Source organism: Streptomyces anulatus, assembly GCF_000721175.1.
GTDB classification, from domain to species: Bacteria; Actinomycetota; Actinomycetes; order Streptomycetales; family Streptomycetaceae; genus Streptomyces; species Streptomyces anulatus_C.
The window spans coordinates 361,009-378,598 of record NZ_JOEZ01000001.1 but is presented as its reverse complement, the minus strand read 5'-3'; the positions used below and the strand labels follow the sequence as shown (position 1 = coordinate 378,598).

The 17,590-nt window shown below is 72.3% G+C and carries 16 protein-coding genes and 1 pseudogene; 13 read left to right on the top strand and 4 right to left on the bottom strand.

Features of this window, described 5'->3' with window-relative positions; translation table 11 throughout:
* From IG90_RS0101720 to IG90_RS41295, 6 genes and pseudogenes are all read left to right on the top strand, one after another.
* A pseudogene (locus IG90_RS0101720) lies at positions 1–712 on the top strand (MarR family transcriptional regulator); the annotation flags it as partial.
* 585 nt (positions 713–1,297) lie between these two features.
* The gene (locus IG90_RS44655; RefSeq protein WP_164493851.1) at positions 1,298–1,462 is read left to right on the top strand and encodes a hypothetical protein; all 165 of its coding nucleotides are present in this window, start codon (positions 1,298–1,300) and stop codon (positions 1,460–1,462) included.
* Between the two features lie 10 nt (positions 1,463–1,472).
* Complete coding sequence (locus tag IG90_RS0101710) at positions 1,473–1,766, top strand: Dabb family protein (protein ID WP_015610041.1); 294 nt, start codon at positions 1,473–1,475, stop codon at positions 1,764–1,766.
* 199 nt (positions 1,767–1,965) lie between these two features.
* Positions 1,966–2,826 (top strand): RNA polymerase sigma factor SigF, encoded by an 861-nt coding sequence (locus IG90_RS0101705; protein WP_030576270.1) that lies wholly within the window; start codon positions 1,966–1,968, stop codon positions 2,824–2,826.
* 234 nt (positions 2,827–3,060) lie between these two features.
* A complete protein-coding gene (locus IG90_RS0101700) occupies positions 3,061–3,927 on the top strand; it encodes an RNA polymerase sigma factor SigF (protein ID WP_030576267.1) in 867 nt (288 codons plus the stop codon).
* Between the two features lie 106 nt (positions 3,928–4,033).
* On the top strand, positions 4,034–4,924 hold the full coding sequence (locus IG90_RS41295) for a hypothetical protein (RefSeq protein WP_078585122.1): 891 nt from the start codon (positions 4,034–4,036) through the stop codon (positions 4,922–4,924).
* Positions 4,925–5,104: 180 nt separating this feature from the next.
* Here the strand turns inward: IG90_RS41295 and IG90_RS0101690 are convergent, their stop codons facing one another.
* The gene (locus IG90_RS0101690; RefSeq protein ID WP_030576260.1) at positions 5,105–5,320 is read right to left on the bottom strand and encodes a hypothetical protein; all 216 of its coding nucleotides are present in this window, start codon (positions 5,318–5,320) and stop codon (positions 5,105–5,107) included.
* Between the two features lie 225 nt (positions 5,321–5,545).
* Between IG90_RS0101690 and IG90_RS0101685 the strand changes: the two genes are divergently transcribed.
* From IG90_RS0101685 to IG90_RS0101665, 5 genes are all read left to right on the top strand, one after another.
* The gene (locus tag IG90_RS0101685) at positions 5,546–6,058 is read left to right on the top strand and encodes a MarR family winged helix-turn-helix transcriptional regulator (protein ID WP_030576258.1); all 513 of its coding nucleotides are present in this window, start codon (positions 5,546–5,548) and stop codon (positions 6,056–6,058) included.
* 127 nt (positions 6,059–6,185) lie between these two features.
* Positions 6,186–8,627, top strand: coding sequence for an MFS transporter (locus tag IG90_RS0101680; RefSeq protein ID WP_459170899.1), 2,442 nt, complete (start codon positions 6,186–6,188; stop codon positions 8,625–8,627).
* Positions 8,628–8,869: 242 nt separating this feature from the next.
* Entirely contained in the window at positions 8,870–9,685 is an 816-nt protein-coding gene (locus IG90_RS0101675) for a YceI family protein (protein WP_030576254.1), read from the top strand.
* A gap of 202 nt (positions 9,686–9,887) precedes the next feature.
* Complete coding sequence (locus IG90_RS0101670) at positions 9,888–10,358, top strand: PPOX class F420-dependent oxidoreductase (RefSeq protein WP_030576252.1); 471 nt, start codon at positions 9,888–9,890, stop codon at positions 10,356–10,358.
* A gap of 7 nt (positions 10,359–10,365) precedes the next feature.
* Positions 10,366–11,394 (top strand): NAD(P)-dependent oxidoreductase, encoded by a 1,029-nt coding sequence (locus IG90_RS0101665; RefSeq protein WP_078585120.1) that lies wholly within the window; start codon positions 10,366–10,368, stop codon positions 11,392–11,394.
* A 29-nt stretch (positions 11,395–11,423) separates the two neighbouring features.
* On the opposite strand, the gene IG90_RS0101660 is transcribed toward IG90_RS0101665, so the two are convergent.
* Positions 11,424–12,362, bottom strand: a complete 939-nt coding sequence (locus tag IG90_RS0101660; RefSeq protein ID WP_411572600.1) for a TetR/AcrR family transcriptional regulator — start codon at positions 12,360–12,362, stop codon at positions 11,424–11,426.
* Between the two features lie 129 nt (positions 12,363–12,491).
* The gene (locus IG90_RS0101655) at positions 12,492–14,150 is read right to left on the bottom strand and encodes an MFS transporter (RefSeq protein ID WP_030576243.1); all 1,659 of its coding nucleotides are present in this window, start codon (positions 14,148–14,150) and stop codon (positions 12,492–12,494) included.
* A 221-nt stretch (positions 14,151–14,371) separates the two neighbouring features.
* Here IG90_RS0101655 and IG90_RS0101650 point away from each other — a divergent pair, with 221 nt between their 5' ends.
* Both IG90_RS0101650 and IG90_RS0101645 read left to right on the top strand, forming a co-directional pair.
* Positions 14,372–15,262, top strand: a complete 891-nt coding sequence (locus tag IG90_RS0101650) for an endonuclease/exonuclease/phosphatase family protein (protein ID WP_030576239.1) — start codon at positions 14,372–14,374, stop codon at positions 15,260–15,262.
* Between the two features lie 169 nt (positions 15,263–15,431).
* The gene (locus tag IG90_RS0101645) at positions 15,432–16,595 is read left to right on the top strand and encodes a serine hydrolase domain-containing protein (protein ID WP_030576236.1); all 1,164 of its coding nucleotides are present in this window, start codon (positions 15,432–15,434) and stop codon (positions 16,593–16,595) included.
* Between the two features lie 230 nt (positions 16,596–16,825).
* Here IG90_RS0101645 and IG90_RS0101640 read toward each other — a convergent pair whose 3' ends face one another.
* Positions 16,826–17,572, bottom strand: coding sequence for a response regulator transcription factor (locus IG90_RS0101640; protein ID WP_030576233.1), 747 nt, complete (start codon positions 17,570–17,572; stop codon positions 16,826–16,828).
* Positions 17,573–17,590: the final 18 nt, after the last annotated feature.

Here is a 17,590-nt window from a genome sequence, read left to right as displayed (position 1 = left end):
GAAGGCTCTCCGGACCGTCAGCTCCGCACCGGACACCCCGGCCCCCGCGACAGCGCCCCCGCCTCCCTGGGCCCCGGCCGAGGACCCGCCGCCGCCCGCCCTGAAGGGCCCCGGTACCGACCGGGCGACCGAGCCCACAGGCGTACCGCACCAACGCACCCGGGACCGGGGACCGGTACCGGACGCCGAGCCCGCGCCGCCCGCTCCGCCCACCCCGGGCACGGCCCCCGCGACGCCCCGCACCTCCGAAGCCGGCCCTTCCCCCGCCTACCTCGCCCTGGCCCGCCTCGGCCGCGACGACCACCGGCTCACCCTCTCCGCCGACGACTGCGCCGCCCTCGAAGCACAGGCGACGGAATGGCTCGCCCGGGGCGTCACCACCGACTACCTGACCAGCGCCCTCACCGCAGGGCTCCCCGCCAGGGTCGACAGCCCTCTCGGCTTCGTGCGCCGCCGCCTCACCGACAAGATCCCACCCCGGCTTCCCACCGAGAACGCCCGACCCGTCACCGCCACCCCACCCCGCCGCATCCTCATCGAATGCACCGACTGCGGACGCCCCGGCCCCCCGGAAGCCCTCCCCGACGGCCTCTGCCACCCCTGTCGCACCGACCACCGCCCCGGGGCCGACGTGGACCCGGTCCACCCCGCCGAGGCCGCCGACATCAAGGCGCGCATGACCAACCTCCGCGACCTGCTCAGATCCGTCTGAGGCCGAGAGCCGCATGTGGCCTTGCGACGCCTCTCACACCGCCCTGGCGGAGACACTGGGCACCGAGCTCGTGACCGCGGACCGGAAGCCCGCGGGAGCCCCTGGCCTTCGCTGCACGGTCACTGATACTGCACGGTCACTGATCTGCGGGACATCTGAGGCCCTGCCGGCGGCCCTCCCCTTTCGGTGACGGCGGACAGGAGAACGCCCGTCCGCCGCACAGAGGAAGTACGGCGGACGGGCGCTCCGGGTCAGTCAGGTCGGGGGAAGCGGCATCGGGGGGACAGGCCGCTTCCCCCGGTGAGAACAGGGCCTGCCGCCCGTCCGTCGCGGTCAGGGGGTATCGCGCGGCGGTGGCCCCACAGAGAGGCCCTGCTCCGGCCCTCCGGGTCCTGCCAGGTTCCCTCGGGCTTTCGGTGTCCATCCTGCCGGGCGGCAGCAGCCGTGAGGCCGGCCGAAAGACCCCGATGGCGGAGACATAGGTCCTTAAAGGGCGCATCAGTGATCAGAAACGGCCACCGGATACGGCCATTCGTGCGGATACAATCGCCCGATCGCACACGGGGTCGACGGGGAGGCAGGATTGTGGCCAAGGCAAAGACGATCATCATCTACATGTTGGTGGTCTTCGTGCTGTACACGATCATCATGTCTCCGCAGCGGGCCGCCGAACTGGTCCAGGTAGGGTTCGAAGGCATTTCCACCGCCGCGCAGAGCGTCGGTGACTTCATGTCGGAACTGGTGGAGTAGGAGACGAACGATGATCCGCCATCTGGTCCTCTTCAAGCTGAACGAGGGCGTCGAGCGGGACGACCCGCGGGTCGTCGCCGGGGACCGGGCCTTCCGGGAGCTGGCGGGGCAGGTCCCCGAGCTGGAGTTCTGGGAGTGCGCCTGGAACATCACCGACCGGCCGATCGCGTACGACTACGCCATCAACTCCGCGGTCGCCGACGAGGACGCGCTCAAGCGGTACATCGAGCACCCGGCCCACCAGGCCGCCGCGGGACAGTGGCGCGAATTCGCCACTTGGGTGATCGCCGACTACCCCTTCTGACGCCTCCGCGCCGCCGGTTCGCCCCGGTTCTCTCGACCCCTCGCCGTTCAGGCGGGGGGTTTCTTCGTTCCGTTTAAAACCCATATGACCTCAACACGGCACTATGCGGTGCTTGCACACGGTGGACATGTCTTGTGATGCTATGACCGCTTTTGACGGATGAGTTGACCGTAGTTGACCGCAGAGGGGTGGCGTCACCGTGCCGGCCAGTACAGCGCCTCAAGTGCCTCCCCAGACCGTCCAGACGGAGGACGTCCAGACCGAGACCCCGGACCCCTCGGACAGGCCCGCCAGGGCTCGCGGCGCCGACACGAGGGCGCTCACCCAGGCCCTCTTCGGCCAGCTCAAGGACCTGGTGCCGGGCACTCCGGAGCACCGCCGGGTCCGGGCCGCCCTCATCGAGGCGAACCTCCCCCTCGTGCGGTACGCCGCGGCGCGGTTCCGCAGCCGCAACGAGCCGATGGAGGACGTCGTCCAGGTCGGCACGATCGGTCTGATCAACGCCATCGACCGGTTCGATCCGGAGCGCGGGGTCCAGTTCCCCACGTTCGCGATGCCCACCGTCGTCGGCGAGATCAAACGTTACTTTCGCGACAACGTGCGCACCGTCCACGTCCCCCGTCGGCTGCACGAGCTGTGGGTCCAGGTCACCGGCGCGACCGAGGACCTGACGACCGCTCACGGCCGGTCCCCGACCACCGGCGAGATCGCCGAGCGGCTGAAGATCTCCGAGGACGAGGTACTCGCCTGCATCGAGGCGGGGCGCTCGTACCACGCCACCTCCCTGGAGGCGGCCCAGGAGGGCGACGGGCTGCCCGGACTCCTCGACCGGCTCGGCTACGAGGACCCCGCGCTCGCGGGCGTCGAGCACCGCGATCTGGTCCGGCACCTCCTCGTCCAGCTCCCCGAGCGCGAGCAGCGCATCCTCCTCCTGCGCTACTACAGCAACTTGACCCAGTCTCAGATCAGCGCGGAACTGGGCGTCTCCCAGATGCACGTGTCAAGGCTTCTCGCCAGGAGTTTCGCCCGACTGAGATCCGCAAACAGGATCGAGGCGTAGCCGGAACGGGTAGACCGTCCAGAGAGCAGTTCTGGCGGCACAAAAGGCCTACACCCTCTGTTTCCAGGACGGATTCGGCGCTGACTTGTCGACATGTCACTACAGCGCGTTGCCGACATGTGACATTCTGCTCGAAGCGCGTTTGCCGCAGCCCCGCCTCCGGTATTCAGGTGGAGGCTGCGTTCCTCCGATGGTCGCGGTCACCGCGACCGTCCGCGACCTCAAGGGGGTGGCATGTCCGAAGAACAGGGCAGCTCGAAGGTGCTCACGCTCACGAAGAGCGTGCCGGCACCCGCCGTGCTCACCAGCTCGCCGGAAGCCATCGACACCCGCACGCTGTCCCGCTCCCTGTTCCTGCGGCTAGCCGCGCTCGGCCCCGCCTCGGGCCCCGAGGGAACGGACAGTCCGGAGCGGACCTACGTGCGGGACACACTGATCGAGCTGAACCTCCCGCTGGTGCGGTACGCCGCGGCGCGGTTCCGCAGCCGCAACGAACCGATGGAGGACATCGTCCAGGTCGGCACGATCGGCCTGATCAAGGCGATCGACCGGTTCGACTGCGAACGGGGCGTGGAGTTCCCCACGTTCGCGATGCCCACCGTCGTCGGCGAGATCAAGCGCTTCTTCCGCGACACCTCCTGGTCCGTGCGGGTCCCCCGCCGCCTCCAGGAGCTGCGGCTCGCGCTGACCAAGACCAGCGACGAGCTCGCGCAGAAGCTCGACCGCTCGCCGACCGTGCCGGAGCTGGCCCGCGCGCTCGGGGTCTCCGAGGAGGACGTGGTCGACGGCCTCGCCGTCGGCAACGCCTACACCGCCTCCTCCCTGGACTCCCCCTCCCCCGAGGACGACGGCGGCGAGGGCTCGCTCGCCGACCGCCTCGGGTACGAGGACATGGCACTGGAGGGCGTCGAGTACCGCGAGTCCCTCAAGCCGCTGCTGGCCAGGCTCGCCCCGCGCGAGCGCCAGATCATCATGCTGCGGTTCTTCGCGAACATGACGCAGTCGCAGATCGGCGAGGAGGTCGGCATCTCCCAGATGCACGTCTCCCGCCTGCTGACCCGCACGCTCGCACAGCTCAGGGAAGGGCTCATCGCCGACTGAGCCCGGGACGCACGGACCGGCAGGATCTCGATCTCTGCACACGGGCTCTGCACACGGGCTCTGCACACGGGTTCAGATTTGACGGAGTGTCAGACACACTGGCGCGATGCGACGTCGGATACGTCAGACCCCGCGGACCCGCCCGGCACACGGCCCGACCGGCCGCCGAGGCAGCGCCATCGCCGCCTCGGCGGCCGCGCTGTGTCTGGGCGCCGGCCTCCTGTCCGGCTGCGGGAGCGGGCCGGGAGACGGTTACGTGGCTGTGGGCGCGGCCGCCGAAGGCTCGGAGAGCCCCTCGGGCGGGGACGGACAGCCCTCGGGGAAGGTGACGCTCACCCCCCTCGACGGGAGTGGGAGCGGCGGGAACAGCGGCCGGGGCGATCGCGGGAGCGGTACGCCCTCGCCCTCCTCCCCGGGTGCGAGCGAGCCGGGGCGCGCCCTGGACGGGCCCGGTGGGGCCCGTCCGCGGACACCGGGCGGTCAGGGGGGCGGTTCACCCGACGGGGCGGGCGGGAGTCCCGCACGTTCCGCGAAGCCCTCGACACCCCCGAAGTCTCCGGAGCCGTCGAAGCCGGGCGGCGGGTCCGGGTCTCCGTCCGCCGACGGGCCCGGTGCCCCTGCCCCGGGCGGCGGCACCCCCGGCACCCCTGGGGCCCCTGGGACACCGAAGCCTCCCTCGCCGCCCGCGACCCCGGCCGCGCTGAAGCTGAGCGCCCCGCAGCGCGCGGCGGCGGACAAGCGGTGGTGCGAGAAGGTGACCGTGGAGTTCCGCAACACCGGCGGCACCCCGGCACGGTCGGGGACCGTCACCTTCGCCACGCACATCATCGGCGCCCTCGGCGTCGACTGGGCGACCATCACCTCGTCCCAGCCCCTGCCCGCCCCGATCGGCGCGGGCTCGGCACGCTCGGAGACGTACACCGTCTGCGTGGAGTCCTGGCGGGTGCCGCTGGGGATGCGCGTCGAGACACAGGACGTCTCCGCCGTGTGGGAGTGACCCGGGGCCGGGTGGAGGTGACCAGGGCCGAGCGGGAGTGACCCGGGCCGGGGCCGGAACGTACGAAGGCCGCCCGGGGGCGGAGCGGTGGCCGGTGGTCGCGGCTCCGCTGCCCGTCCCCCGTGCGGCCGGGTCGTACGGTCGTACTGCCGTGCTGCCGTACGGCAGTGCTGTCGTGGGTCAGCCCAGTGCGAGCCAGGCCACCGCACCGAGGACGACGACGACCGCGATCACCGCCGCGATCACCCCGGCTCTCGGCCCGGACGAGGTCGCCGCGGGCTGCTGCCGGCGCTGCGGCTCGCCCTCGTCGACGAAGGCGCGGAACATCTGCGTGCTGCCCGCCGGATCGGGGGTGCCCTCGGGGCCCGGCTGAGGGGCGTGGGGGTTGTGTGCCATGGGGCAGGACCCTAGCGAACTCGGGCCCCCGGCCCAACCCCCGGGGCCGCCCGGCACCCCGCCCGGCCTGCGGCGGCGGACGCGGAGAACGGGCTTGACCTCGACCCTACGGAGGCTTTTGGCTTCCTTTACTTCTGCAAGGCAGTTTTCGTTTGCCTGTAGCAACCAACGGCTTCTATCGTTGCCCTAAGCAACAACATAGTCGTGAGCGAGCTGGGGGTTCTCGTGGCCGCACGGAGTAGTTACGAGGAACTGGCCCGGCAGCTCAGCGCCGTCGGGGCCGTCAGGAGGGGGCTCGCCCGCGCGCTGCCCACCGAGTGCCCCGCGGGATCCGCCGCCGTGCTGACCCTGCTGGACCGGCACGGCGAGATGAGGATCAGCCGGCTCGCCGAGCTGCTGTCCGTGGACATGTCGGTGACCAGTCGCCACGTGGCCCATGTGGCCGATCGCGGCTGGATCGAACGGTCCCCGGACCCGGCGGACAAGCGGTCCCGCATCCTGCGGCTGACCCACGGCGGGCACGAGCAGCTCGACGAGCTGACCCGGCGGACCACCGAGGTGTTCGCCCACAACCTCCAGGACTGGTCCGACGACGACGTCGGCCGGCTCGTCGCGCTGCTGTCCCGGCTGCGCGACAGCTTCGCCTGTCGCGGATCCGGCGGCTGCGCCCCCGGAAGCCACACCGGCGAGTGCAGGACCCGCCTCGGCGAGGCGGCTCACACCCGTACACCTGTGTAACAGAAGCAAATACGCACGGATAAGGAACTCAATGGCTACGACCACACCCACCGGTGTGCGGGGCGGCCACGCCAAGCACGGAGGGCACGGGAGCACCACCGCTTCCGGTGCATCCGACGGCACGCCGATGACACACCGGCAGATCATGGAGGCGCTGACCGGGCTGCTGCTCGGCATGTTCGTCGCGATCCTGTCGTCGACGGTCGTCTCCAACGCCCTGCCCGAGATCATCTCCGACCTCGGCGGCGGCCAGAGCGCCTACACCTGGGTCGTGACCGCCTCGCTGCTGTCCATGACCGCCACCACCCCGCTCTGGGGCAAGCTCTCGGACCTCTTCAGCAAGAAGCTGCTGGTCCAGATAGCCCTGATCATCTACGTCCTGGGCTCGGTCGTCGCCGGTCTGTCGACCAGCAGCGGCATGCTCATCGCCTGCCGGGTCGTCCAGGGCATCGGCGTCGGCGGTCTCTCCGCCCTCGCGCAGATCGTGATGGCCGCGATGATCGCCCCGCGTGAGCGCGGTCGCTACAGCGGCTACCTGGGAGCGGTCTTCGCCGTCGCCACCGTCGGCGGTCCGCTGCTCGGCGGCGTCATCACCGACACCAGCTGGATGGGCTGGCGCTGGTGCTTCTACGTGGGCGTGCCGTTCGCGATCATCGCCCTGATCGTGCTCCAGAAGACCCTGAAGCTCCCGGTCGTCAAGCGCGAGGGCGTCAAGGTCGACTGGACCGGCGCGTTCCTCATCAGCGCCGCCGTCTCCCTGCTGCTGGTCTGGGTGACCTTCGCGGGCGACAAGTACGACTGGCTGTCGTGGCAGACCTACGTGATGGTCGCGGGCTCGGTCCTGCTCGGGCTGCTCTTCGTCCTCGTCGAGTCGCGCGCCGCCGAACCGATCATTCCGCTGCACCTCTTCCGCAACCGCACCATCACGCTGGCCTCGGTCGCCTCGCTGTTCGTCGGCGTCGCGATGTTCGCGGGCACCGTCTTCTTCAGCCAGTACTTCCAGCTGGCGCGCGGCAAGTCGCCGACGATGTCCGGCGTCATGACCATCCCGATGATCGCGGGGCTCTTCCTCTCCTCGACCGTCTCCGGCCAGGTCATCACCAGGACCGGGCGCTGGAAGGCGTGGCTGGTCAGCGGCGGCTTCCTGGTCACGGCCGGGCTCGGGATGCTCGGCACGATCCGGTACGACACGGAGTACTGGCACGTCGCGGTCTTCATGTTCGTCATGGGCCTCGGCATCGGCATGATGATGCAGAACCTGGTCCTCGCCACGCAGAACCAGGTCGCTCCCGAGGACCTCGGCTCCGCGAGCTCCGTCGTCACCTTCTTCCGGTCCCTCGGCGGTGCGATCGGCGTCTCGGCACTCGGGGCGGTCCTGGGCAACCGGGTCACCCACTACGTCAAGGACGGCATCGCCGACCTCGGCCCGGAGGGTGCGGCGTTCGGCCGCGGCGCCACCGGCGGCGGGGGCATCCCCGACCTGGACAAGCTGCCCGAGCCCCTGCGCCTGGTCATGGAGGCCGCGTACGGGCACGGCGTCGGCGACGTCTTCCTGTACGCCGCTCCGTGCGCGCTCGTCGCCTTCATCGTGACGGTCTTCATCAAGGAGGTCGCGCTGAAGAGCAGCGCCGCCAGCGACACCGCGGGCGGCACGCCCGACGTCGCTCCGGCGGCCGTCGAGGCGGTCGAAGTCCCCGTGCCCGCCGCCGTCGGCGCGGCGGGGCTGCTCTCCGAGGGCGCGGCCGGGGTCGCTTCGGCCGACATGGCCGAGGCCGGCGCCGGATCCCCGTACGAAACCGGCCGGGGCACCCCCGTCCACGGTGTGGTGCGCGGTGCGGAGGGTGCTCCGGTCGCCCGTGCGGCCGTCACCCTGATCTCGCTGGGCGGCCGGCAGCTCGGGCGCTCCGTGGCCCGGCCCGACGGCGGCTACACCCTGGACGCCCCCGGCTCCGGCAGTTACGTGCTGATCGCCTCCGCCGACGGCTTCCAGCCGCAGGCGTCCACGGTGGTCGTCGGCGAGGAGCCGCTGGCCTTCGACATCCTGCTGTCCGGTACGAGCGGCCTGGCCGGAACCGTCAAGGCCGACGGGTCCGGCGCTCCGGTCGAGGGCGCGATGGTCATCGTGACGGACGTCCGCGGTGACGTGCTGGCCACCGGCACGTCCGGCCCGGCCGGCGACTTCGCCTTCGGCGAGCTGATCCCGGGCTCCGTGACGGTCGCGGTCGACGCGGCGGGATTCCGCCCGCTGGCCCTGCCGGTGGAGATCGGCGGCCGGGGCGTCAGCCGCGTCGAGGCCTTGCTGCGGTCCGGTGCGCTGGTCCAGGGCACCGTGCGGGCCGGGTCCGCCGGGAGCCCGCTGGCCGACGCACGGGTCACGCTGATCGACGCGGCGGGCAACGTGGTCGCCACCGCGACGACCGGCGAGGACGGGGCGTACGCCTTCACCGACCTGGACGCGGGCGAGTACGCGGTCATCGCGACCGGCTACCCGCCGGTGGCCGGATCACTCACCGTCAGCGGTCCGGGAGTCGACGGGCACGACATCGAACTCACCCACCCGGGTGAGTGATCGATCCCTCCGGTAGGCGCGTGCACCTGAAGGGATGCGCGGGTGCACGTGAAGGGATCGCGAAGACCCCTGGTCGGACGGCACTTCCAGCGGAGAGGCTGTCGCGACCGGGTGGTAACGGGCCCCGGTGGCGGGTACGTCAGGCAGGGGACGGCCTGCCGTGTCCGCCCTGGGGCCCGACTCATGTGCCCCACGGGCCGGCCGGGCCGCCGCGGGTCATCGAGCTAGGAGAGAGATACGGGATGGGACTTCGCGCACAGGTACGGACGCGGGACGGCTGGGCGGTCCAGCACGCCGTCGTGACGGTCACCGACATGACCGGCGCCCAGGTGCTGCGGGCCGCGGCCGACGAGGACGGGGCCGTCCGCACGGACGGTTCCCTGACGGCCGGCGCGTACACGGTGATCGTCACCGCGGTCGGGTACGCCCCGGCCGCCTCCACCGCCCTCGTCACCGCGAGCGGCCGGATCGAGGGCGGCCAGATCGTGCTGGCCCGCCAGGGCGGGGTGGAGCTGCCGCCGCCGGGCGCCTGGTCGCTGGACCCCGCGCACTCCTCGGTCGCCGCGGTCGCCCAGCACCTGGGGATCTCCAGCGTGCACGGCCGCTTCACCGACTTCGGCGGCCGGATCCAGATCGCCAACGACGTCTCCCGCTCCCGCGTCGACGCGGTGATCAGGGCGGCCAGCATCGACACCGGGAACGGCATGCGGGACAAGCACCTGCGCTCGCCGGACTTCCTGGACGTCGACCGGTACCCGGAGATCACCTACGGCTCCACCTCGCTCGTCCCGGCAGGACCGGACCGCTGGACCGTGCACGGCGAGCTGTCCATGCACGGCGTCTCCCGCCCCGTCGACCTGGACCTCAGCTACCTCGGCACCGGCCCCGACCCGTGGGGCGGGGTGCGCGCGGCCTTCCACGCCACCGCCGAACTGCGCCGCGACGACTTCGCGATGAACTACAACCAGGTCCTCCAGGCGGGCATCTCCGCGATCGGCACGACCCTGCGCGTAGAGCTGGACATCCAGGCGGTGCAGGGCGAGGCGCTGCCCGGCTAGGGCGTGTCCGGCGATTCCCGTCGTCGCCCGCAGGGCGGCCGCGCGGCGTCAGGTGCCGTGCTCTCGGCGTGCCGGCCCCAGGCCCTCGTACGGGACGTACGTGGGTCCGGGGCCGGTGCTGCGAGAGTGCGCGCATGGCGCCGCGCGGCAGACGGGAACTGTCGGACAGTGCCTCGTCGCGCCCGGTCGTAGGGTGGTGGGCATGGCACCGAACATCGCGACCAACACCGCCGTGGAGCTCGACGAGTTGCTGGCGTTCGTACGCCCCCGGCACCGGGCGGTCCTGCTCACCACCCGGGCCGACGGCCGCCCCCAGGGCTCCCCGCTGACCTGCGGCGTTGACGACTCGGGACGGATCGTCATGTCGACGTACCCCGAGCGTGCCAAGACCCGCAACGCCCGCCGCGACGAGCGGGTCAGCGTGATCGTGCTGTCAGACGAGTGGGACGGGCCGTGGGTGCAGGTCGACGGTTCGGCGGAGGTCATCGACGCCCCGGACTCGGTCGAGCCGCTCGTCGAGTACTTCCGGAACATCTCGGGCGAGCACCCGGACTGGGACGAGTACCGGGCGGCGATGGTGAAGCAGGGGAAGTCGATCATCCGGGTCACCCCGGAGCGCTGGGGTCCCGTCGCCACCGGCGGCTTCCCCGCCCACCTGGCCCCGGGGAGCTGACCCCGCGATGACCGGGAACACCGGGTCGAACCACCCGGTCCTCGCGTGCGGGCCGCCCGTCCCCACCCCGCTGCCCGCGCCCGACATCCTCGCGCGGGCCCGGCTGCTGGTCGCGGCCTCGCTCGACCGCGGTCTCGTACGGGAGCTGGAGCGGATCACCGGGCGCCCGGCCGAACCCCTGACGGACGTGCCGCCGCCGTCCGGCCGGCCCCTCCTGTGCGTGGGCGAGACGCTGCCCGACGCCCTGCGGACGGACCGTCTGCTCTGGTTCCACAGCGTCAACGCCGGAACCGACCCGCTGCTCTCCGCCGGTCCCTGGCCCGCCCCTGCGCTCCTGACCCGGACCGTGGGCCGGATGGGTGAGCGGATCGCCCAGTACGTCCTGGCCTGGATGCTCGCCGAGTGCCAGTCCGTACCGGAGTTCACCGCCCAGCACGCCCGCGCGCACTGGGAGCGCCTCCCCACCGAGCTCGTCGCCGGGCAGACCGCCCTGATCTACGGGACCGGCCGCATCGGCGCCGCGGTCGGGCGGCTGCTGGGTGCCTGCGGGGTACGCACCGTGGGCGTCGCCCGCACGACACGGGGCGGGCCGGAGCCGGGATCCGCCCGGGTGGTGCCGGGCTTCGACCGTGTGATCGGGGCCGCCGAGGACACCGAAGCGCTGGCCGAGGCCCGCTGGGTGGTCTCCACCCTGCCGTTGACCGGGGCCACGGAGGGCTTCTTCGGGGCCGCCCGGCTCACGGCGGTGCGCGGGGCGACGTTCGTCAACGTGGGGCGTGGCGCGACCGTGGACATGGGGGCGCTGGAGACCGCGCTGCGGGACGGCCGGGTGCGGCGGGCCGTGCTGGACGTGCTGCCGGCGGAACCGGCCGCACCCGGGGACCCGGTGTGGAGGCTGCCCCGTACGGTCATCACCTCGCACTCCTCGGGGATCACCACCGACGAGGACGTGGTCACCGACTTCACCGCCTGCTGGGAGGCCGTGGCGGCGGGCCGGCGGCCCGAGCTGACGGTGGACGTGGGGCGCGGCTACTGAAGCGGCTGCTGAGCGGTCCCCGCGGGCGGCTACTTCGCCGGTGACCCGGTCCGGTCGCGCATCGTCTCGATGCCCGCGATCACCACGTCCAGCGCGAAGACGAAGTCCCGCTCGCGCATCTCCTCGACCGTGTCCCCGCCCCGGGCCGACATGATCTCGTCGGAGTACTCGGTGATCTCCCGCAGGTGCGGCTGCGCCCTGATCGTGCCCATCGCCTGCTGGTGGTACTCGTCCTGGGTGAGCCCGGTCGCGTCGCACCGCGCCTTGAAGTGGCCCTCCACTGTGCCGAATCCGTACACGAACTGGAAGACCGCCGAGAGCGCGCCCGTCTGCCGTTCCAGGGGAAGGCCGGTGGCCCGGATGATGTCCTGCACGGCGTACGAGAACAGCATGGAGTTCGGGCCGATGTTGAGGAAGGTCCCGGCCAGCGGGGAGATCCAGATGTGGCGTACGAGGAGTTCGCGGTAGCTGCGGGCCAGCTCCCGCAGCCGGTCCTGCCAGTCGGCGTCCTCGCGGGGCGGGGCAATCTCGGCGTAGACCGAGTCGAGCGCCAGTTCCAGGAGGTCGTCCTTGGTGTCGACGTACCAGTAGAGGGACATCGCGGTGACGTCCAGCTCGGCGGCGAGCCGGCGCATGGAGAACTTGGCGAGGCCGTCGGCGTCCAGCAGCCGCACCGACGCCTCGGTGATCCGGTTGCGGTCCAGGCCCGCCGGGGACTCCGACCTGCGGGAGCGCGAGGGGGGCCGCCGGTCCAGCCATACGCTGGTCCGCGCGGGGTTGCCCGCGCGGCCGGACACGGCCCCGGACGCGGAGTCGGAGTCGGAGTCGGACGCGGAGTCGGACGCGGACCCGGACCCGGACCCGGACTCGGACCCGGACTCGGACGCGGAGTCAGACCCGGACCCGGACGCGGAATCAGACGCGGAATCGGGCTCGGCCGCGGACTCGGAGTCGGTCTCGGACACCATGGCGCACTCTCCTCGTCTTGCTCGGACCGCCCCGCCGAGCTGTCCTGCCGGAAGGCGGGACCGGGCCGGTCCTGCCGGAAGGGCGGCGTACCGGACGCTGACGGTCCGGTACGCGCGTCCCGTCCGATGCTATGCCGCCGGTCCCGTCGAGTCCGACCGGTCCCCGGCCTTCACCGGCCGGCCGGCCCGCTCGGCCGGGACATCGCTCCCCGCCCCGGTGGTCTCCTCCGCGGTCGCGTCGGCAGCCGCAGGGGCAGTGGCCCCCGCAGTCGTCCCCGCAGCGGCCCCGGCGGCCGACGCCTCCGCCCGCTCGGCCCGGCGCAGCAGGAGCGCGGCGAGCAGACCGCCCGCCAGCACCGCGACCGCGCCCGCCAGTTGGCTCACCTCCAGGCCCGAGGCGAAGGCGTCCTTGATCTGCTCCCGGGCGGCGGGCCCGTCGGCGGCGGCCAGGGCCGCGGGCAGCGATGCGGCGCCGACGGCGGCCGGCACGAGCGCGGCGAACCGGGCGTTCATCACGGCGCCGAGCACCGCGACCCCGAGCCCGTTGCCGAACTCCGCGAGCGTCCCGTTGACCCCCGCGCCCACCCCGGCCTTCTCCGGTGGGATGGCGCTCATGATGGCGTTGGCCATCGCGGGCATCGCCAGGGCGATCCCCGCCCCCATGACGACCAGGCCGAGCAGCATGCCGCCGTAACCGTGCCGTCCGAGCAGCGCGATGGCCGCGAGTCCGGCCGCCAGGCAGCTCATCCCCGCCGCGATGACGACGGGCGTCCCGGCCTTCCGCACGAGCCGGGCGCCCAGGCCGGTCAGGTTGAGGGCGACCACGGTGAGCGCCATCGGAGCCGTCCGCAGGCCCGCCTCCAGCGGCCCGTATCCGAGCACGAACTGCAGGTGCTGGGTGAGCAGGAAGAGCGAACCGCCCATGCCGAAGGCGACCAGGATCGCGCCCGCCACCGCGCCGATGAACTTCTGGTTCCGGAAGAAGTGCATGTCGAGCATCGGGTGGGGGATGCGGAGCTCCCACAGGACGAAGCCGGTCATCACCGCGACCCCGATGAACACCGTCAGCAGCACCCGGCCGGACGCCCAGCCGTGCTCGGGTCCGGAGATGATCGCGAAGACGACGGCGCTCATGCCGATCGTGGAGAGCAGCGCGCCCAGCAGGTCGGGCCGCTCCCCCCGGCCGCTCTTCGACTCCGGTACGAGCCGGAAGACGGCGGCCAGGGCGATCAGGGCGACCGGGATGTTGATGAGGAAGATCGCGCCCCACCAGAAGTGGTCGAGGACGAACCCGCCGAACAGCGGCCCCGCCGCGAAACCGAGGGAGCTGACGGTCGACCAGATCCCGATCGCCTTGACCCGCTCGGCGTCGTCGAAGATCTGGACCACGACGGCGAGCGTGGTGGTGAGCAGCAGCGCGCCGCCGACGCCCATCCCGGCGCGGGCGGCGATGAGCTGGCCGGAGGACTGGGAGAGCCCGGCCACCAGCGAGCCGATGCCGAACAGGGCGAGGCCCACCATCAGCATCTTCTTGCGCCCGTAGCGGTCGGCGGCGCTGCCCGCGGTGAGCAGCAGACCGGCCTGGACGAGCGAGTAGGCGTTGATCATCCACTGCACGTCGGCGGTGGAGGCGTGCAGCTCCGTGGTGAGGGAGGGGATCGCGACGTTGAGGACGGTGTTGTCGAGCAGCACCGTGAGCTGGGCCAGGCAGATGACGCCGAGGATCAGCCAGCGCTGCGGATGCCCCTGGGGGGCGGGATCGGGTCGCTCTGCGGCGGGCGCCGTCATGCGGGCTCCTTGGGCTCCGGTGCGGCGACAGCTCGCTCCGGTTAGTTGTACGGCGTACGGGACTTGGCGATGTACACCGTACAGGCAGCTCCTGTACGACGTACAAGTCAATATCCGCGCTGACGGACCGGCCGCGCCGGTGGGGTCCGCGCGGCGACCTGGCGGTACGGTTCTCGACGCTGACCTGACAAAGGCCGTGATATCCGGCCGGTTGGAGAGCCATGCCGCTGCGTCGCCGTACCCCTCGTCTCCCTCAACTCCTCGTCGCCGCATCCCTCCTGGGGGCGCTCATCGCGCCGCCCGCCACCGCTGCCACGACGCCCCGCCCCCTGTCCGACGGGGGGTTGCCGCTGCGGGTCGCCACCTACAACATCCACGCCGGGTCCGGTATGGACGGCGTCTTCGATCTGGACCGTCAGGCCGCCGAACTCCGTTCACTGGACGCGGATGTGATCGGTCTTCAGGAGGTCGACCGGCACTGGGGCGACCGCAGCGGGTGGCGGGACCTCGCGGGTGAGCTGGCGCGGCGGCTGCGCATGCACGTCTCCTTCGCGCCGATCTACAGCCTGGATCCGGCCGAACCGGGCGGGCCCCGGGCGGAGTACGGGGTGGCCGTGCTGTCGCGGCACCGGATCCTGAGCGCCGAGAACCACGAGATCACCCGCCTCTCGACCCAGGACCCGAACCCGGTCCCGGCCCCGGCGCCGGCGCCGGGGTTCGGCGAGGTCGTCGTGCGGGTGCGGGGGCTGCCCGTCCACGTGTACGTGACCCACCTCGACTACCGCCCGGACCCCGCCGTCCGCGTCGCCCAGGTCGCCGACACCCGGCGGATCATGGCCGAGGACCGGGGCCCGCGGATCCTGCTCGGCGACTTCAACGCGGAGCCCGCCGCCCCCGAACTGGCCCCGCTGTGGCGGGAGCTGGCGGACGCCGACCCGGGTGCGCCCACCTTCCCGGCGCAGGACCCGGTCAAGCGGATCGACTACGTGGCGGTGTCGAAGGACGGGCCGCACGGCGGGATCAGGGTGCGGAAGGCGTGGGTGCAGGAGAGCGTCGCGTCCGACCACAGGCCCGTGGTGGCGGACCTGTCGGTACGGGGGCGGGGCCGATGAGTCAAGGCCCGTTGAGTCCGGGCCCGATGAGTCCGGGGCGGTTCGGGAGTCCCCTTCTTCGGCGACTTCGGCTGGGAAGCTTCCTTTTGCGGCCGGAGCGCGTCTTCCTGCCCGAGGGCGGGCGAAGGGCTCCGAGAGAACACGCGGTACCGGACGAAGGACGACGACCATGACCACCACCACCCTGCGGGAACTGCTGGACACCCACATCGCCAGGGGATCGATGCCGGGCGCGGTGGCCCTGGTCGCCCGGGGCGAACGGGCCGAGGTGGTGTCGGCCGGCACGGCCGGCCTCGCCGGGTCCGCGCCGATGCGGCGGGACTCGCTCTTCCGCCTCGCCTCGATCACCAAGCCGATCGTGGCGGCGGCCGCCATGACGCTCGTCGAGGACGGCCTGATCGCCCCCGCCGACCCGGTGGCGGCCTGGCTCCCCGAGCTGGCCTCACCGCTGGTCGTACGGACCCCTCGGAGCCCGGTCGACGACGTGGTGTCGGCGGTCCGCCCGATCACCCTGCTGGACCTGCTGACCTTCCGGGCCGGCTACGGCTTCCCGTCCGACTTCTCGCTCCCGGCCCTCGCCCCGCTGACCGCGGAGCTGAAACAGGGTCCGCCGCAGCCGCAGGCCGTCCTCGCGCCGGACGCCTGGATGGCCGCGCTGTCCCGTATCCCGTTGCTGCACCAGCCGGGCGAGGGCTGGCTCTACAACACGTGCTCCGACATCCTCGGCGTCCTCGTCGCCCGGGTCGCCGACCGCCCGCTGCCCACGTACCTGGCAGAGCGGCTGCTGGAGCCCCTGGGCATGACGGACACCGCTTTCGCCGTGGAGCCCGCCGTGCTGGACCGGTTCACCGGCTACTACCGGGCCGGGGCGGACAGCGGGAGCGAGCCCGAGCTGGTGGACGCCCCGGACGGGCAGTGGAGCGCCCCGCCGCCCTTCCCGTCCGGCGCCGCCGGCCTGGTCTCGACCGTCGACGACTGGTACGCCTTCGGCCGGATGCTGCTCGCCGGCGGCCTGAACGACGACGGTCACCGGGTGCTGGCCGCCGAATCGGTCCGCCAGATGATCACCGACCACCTGACCCCGGAGCAGCGCGCGGCGAGCGGACTGTTCACGGAGGGCCAGGGCTGGGGGTTCGGTGGCTCGGTGGACGTCGAGATCTCGGCCCCGTGGAACGTCCTCGGCCGCTACGGCTGGGTCGGCGGCACCGGCACCACGGCCCATGTCATCCCGTCCACGGGCACGGTCGCGGTCCTGCTCACCCAGATGGAGATGGACGGACCCACCACACCGCAGGTGATGCGGGACTTCTGGACGTACGCGGCCGGGTTCTGAGCCCCGCCGCCCGCGTCGCCTCCCATGCCCTCGCCGAAGCCGGGGTTCACACCGTCACCGGTGCCCGTACCCGTACCGCCGGGTGCGGTTCTCCGGGGGCGGTGGGCATGGAAGGCGATCGCGGTGACGGACCCGATGACGGCCGCGACGACGGCGATCAGGGACACGGCCGACACGACGAGCCGGGTCCGCGGTTCCACGGCCGGCCCAGCACCCCCACGGCCCCCCGCCTACTCACCGGGCTTGATCAGGTAGCCCGCGCCGCGCCGGGTGTGGATCATCGGCGTGCGTCCGGCGTCGATCTTCTTGCGGAGGTAGGAGATGTAGAGCTCGACGACGTTGGCCTGGCCGCCGAAGTCGTAGTTCCAGACCCGGTCGAGGATCTGCGCCTTGCTGAGGACCCGGCGCGGATTGCGCATCAGGAAGCGCAGCAGCTCGAACTCGGTGGCCGTGACGTGGATCGCGTCCCCGCCCCGGCTCACCTCGTGGCTGTCCTCGTCCAGGACCAGGTCCCCGACGACGAGCGTGGACTCGCTCCGCCCGGCCGCGACGGCCGAGCCCGAACGGCGGATGAGCCCGCGCAGCCGGGCCACGACCTCCTCCAGGCTGAACGGCTTGGTGACGTAGTCGTCGCCGCCCGCGGTGAGCCCGGCGATCCGGTCCTCGACGGCGTCCCGGGCGGTCAGGAAGAGGACCGGCACATCGGCGTACTCGCGACGCAGCCGGCCCAGCACGGACAGCCCGTCCATGTCCGGGAGCATCACGTCCAGGACCACCGCGTCCGGCCGGAAGTCCCGCGCGGCCCGGACCGCCCCGGCCCCGTCCCCGGCGCTGCGCACCTCCCACCCCTCGTACCGCAGCGCCATCGAGAGCAGCTCGGTGAGCGGAGCCTCGTCGTCCACGACCAGGACCCGCACGGGGGTACGGTCCGGCCTGAGCAGTTCGGTACGCCCCTGGGGCGAGGTCGTCGTCGTCATGGGGACCACTCTGTGAGG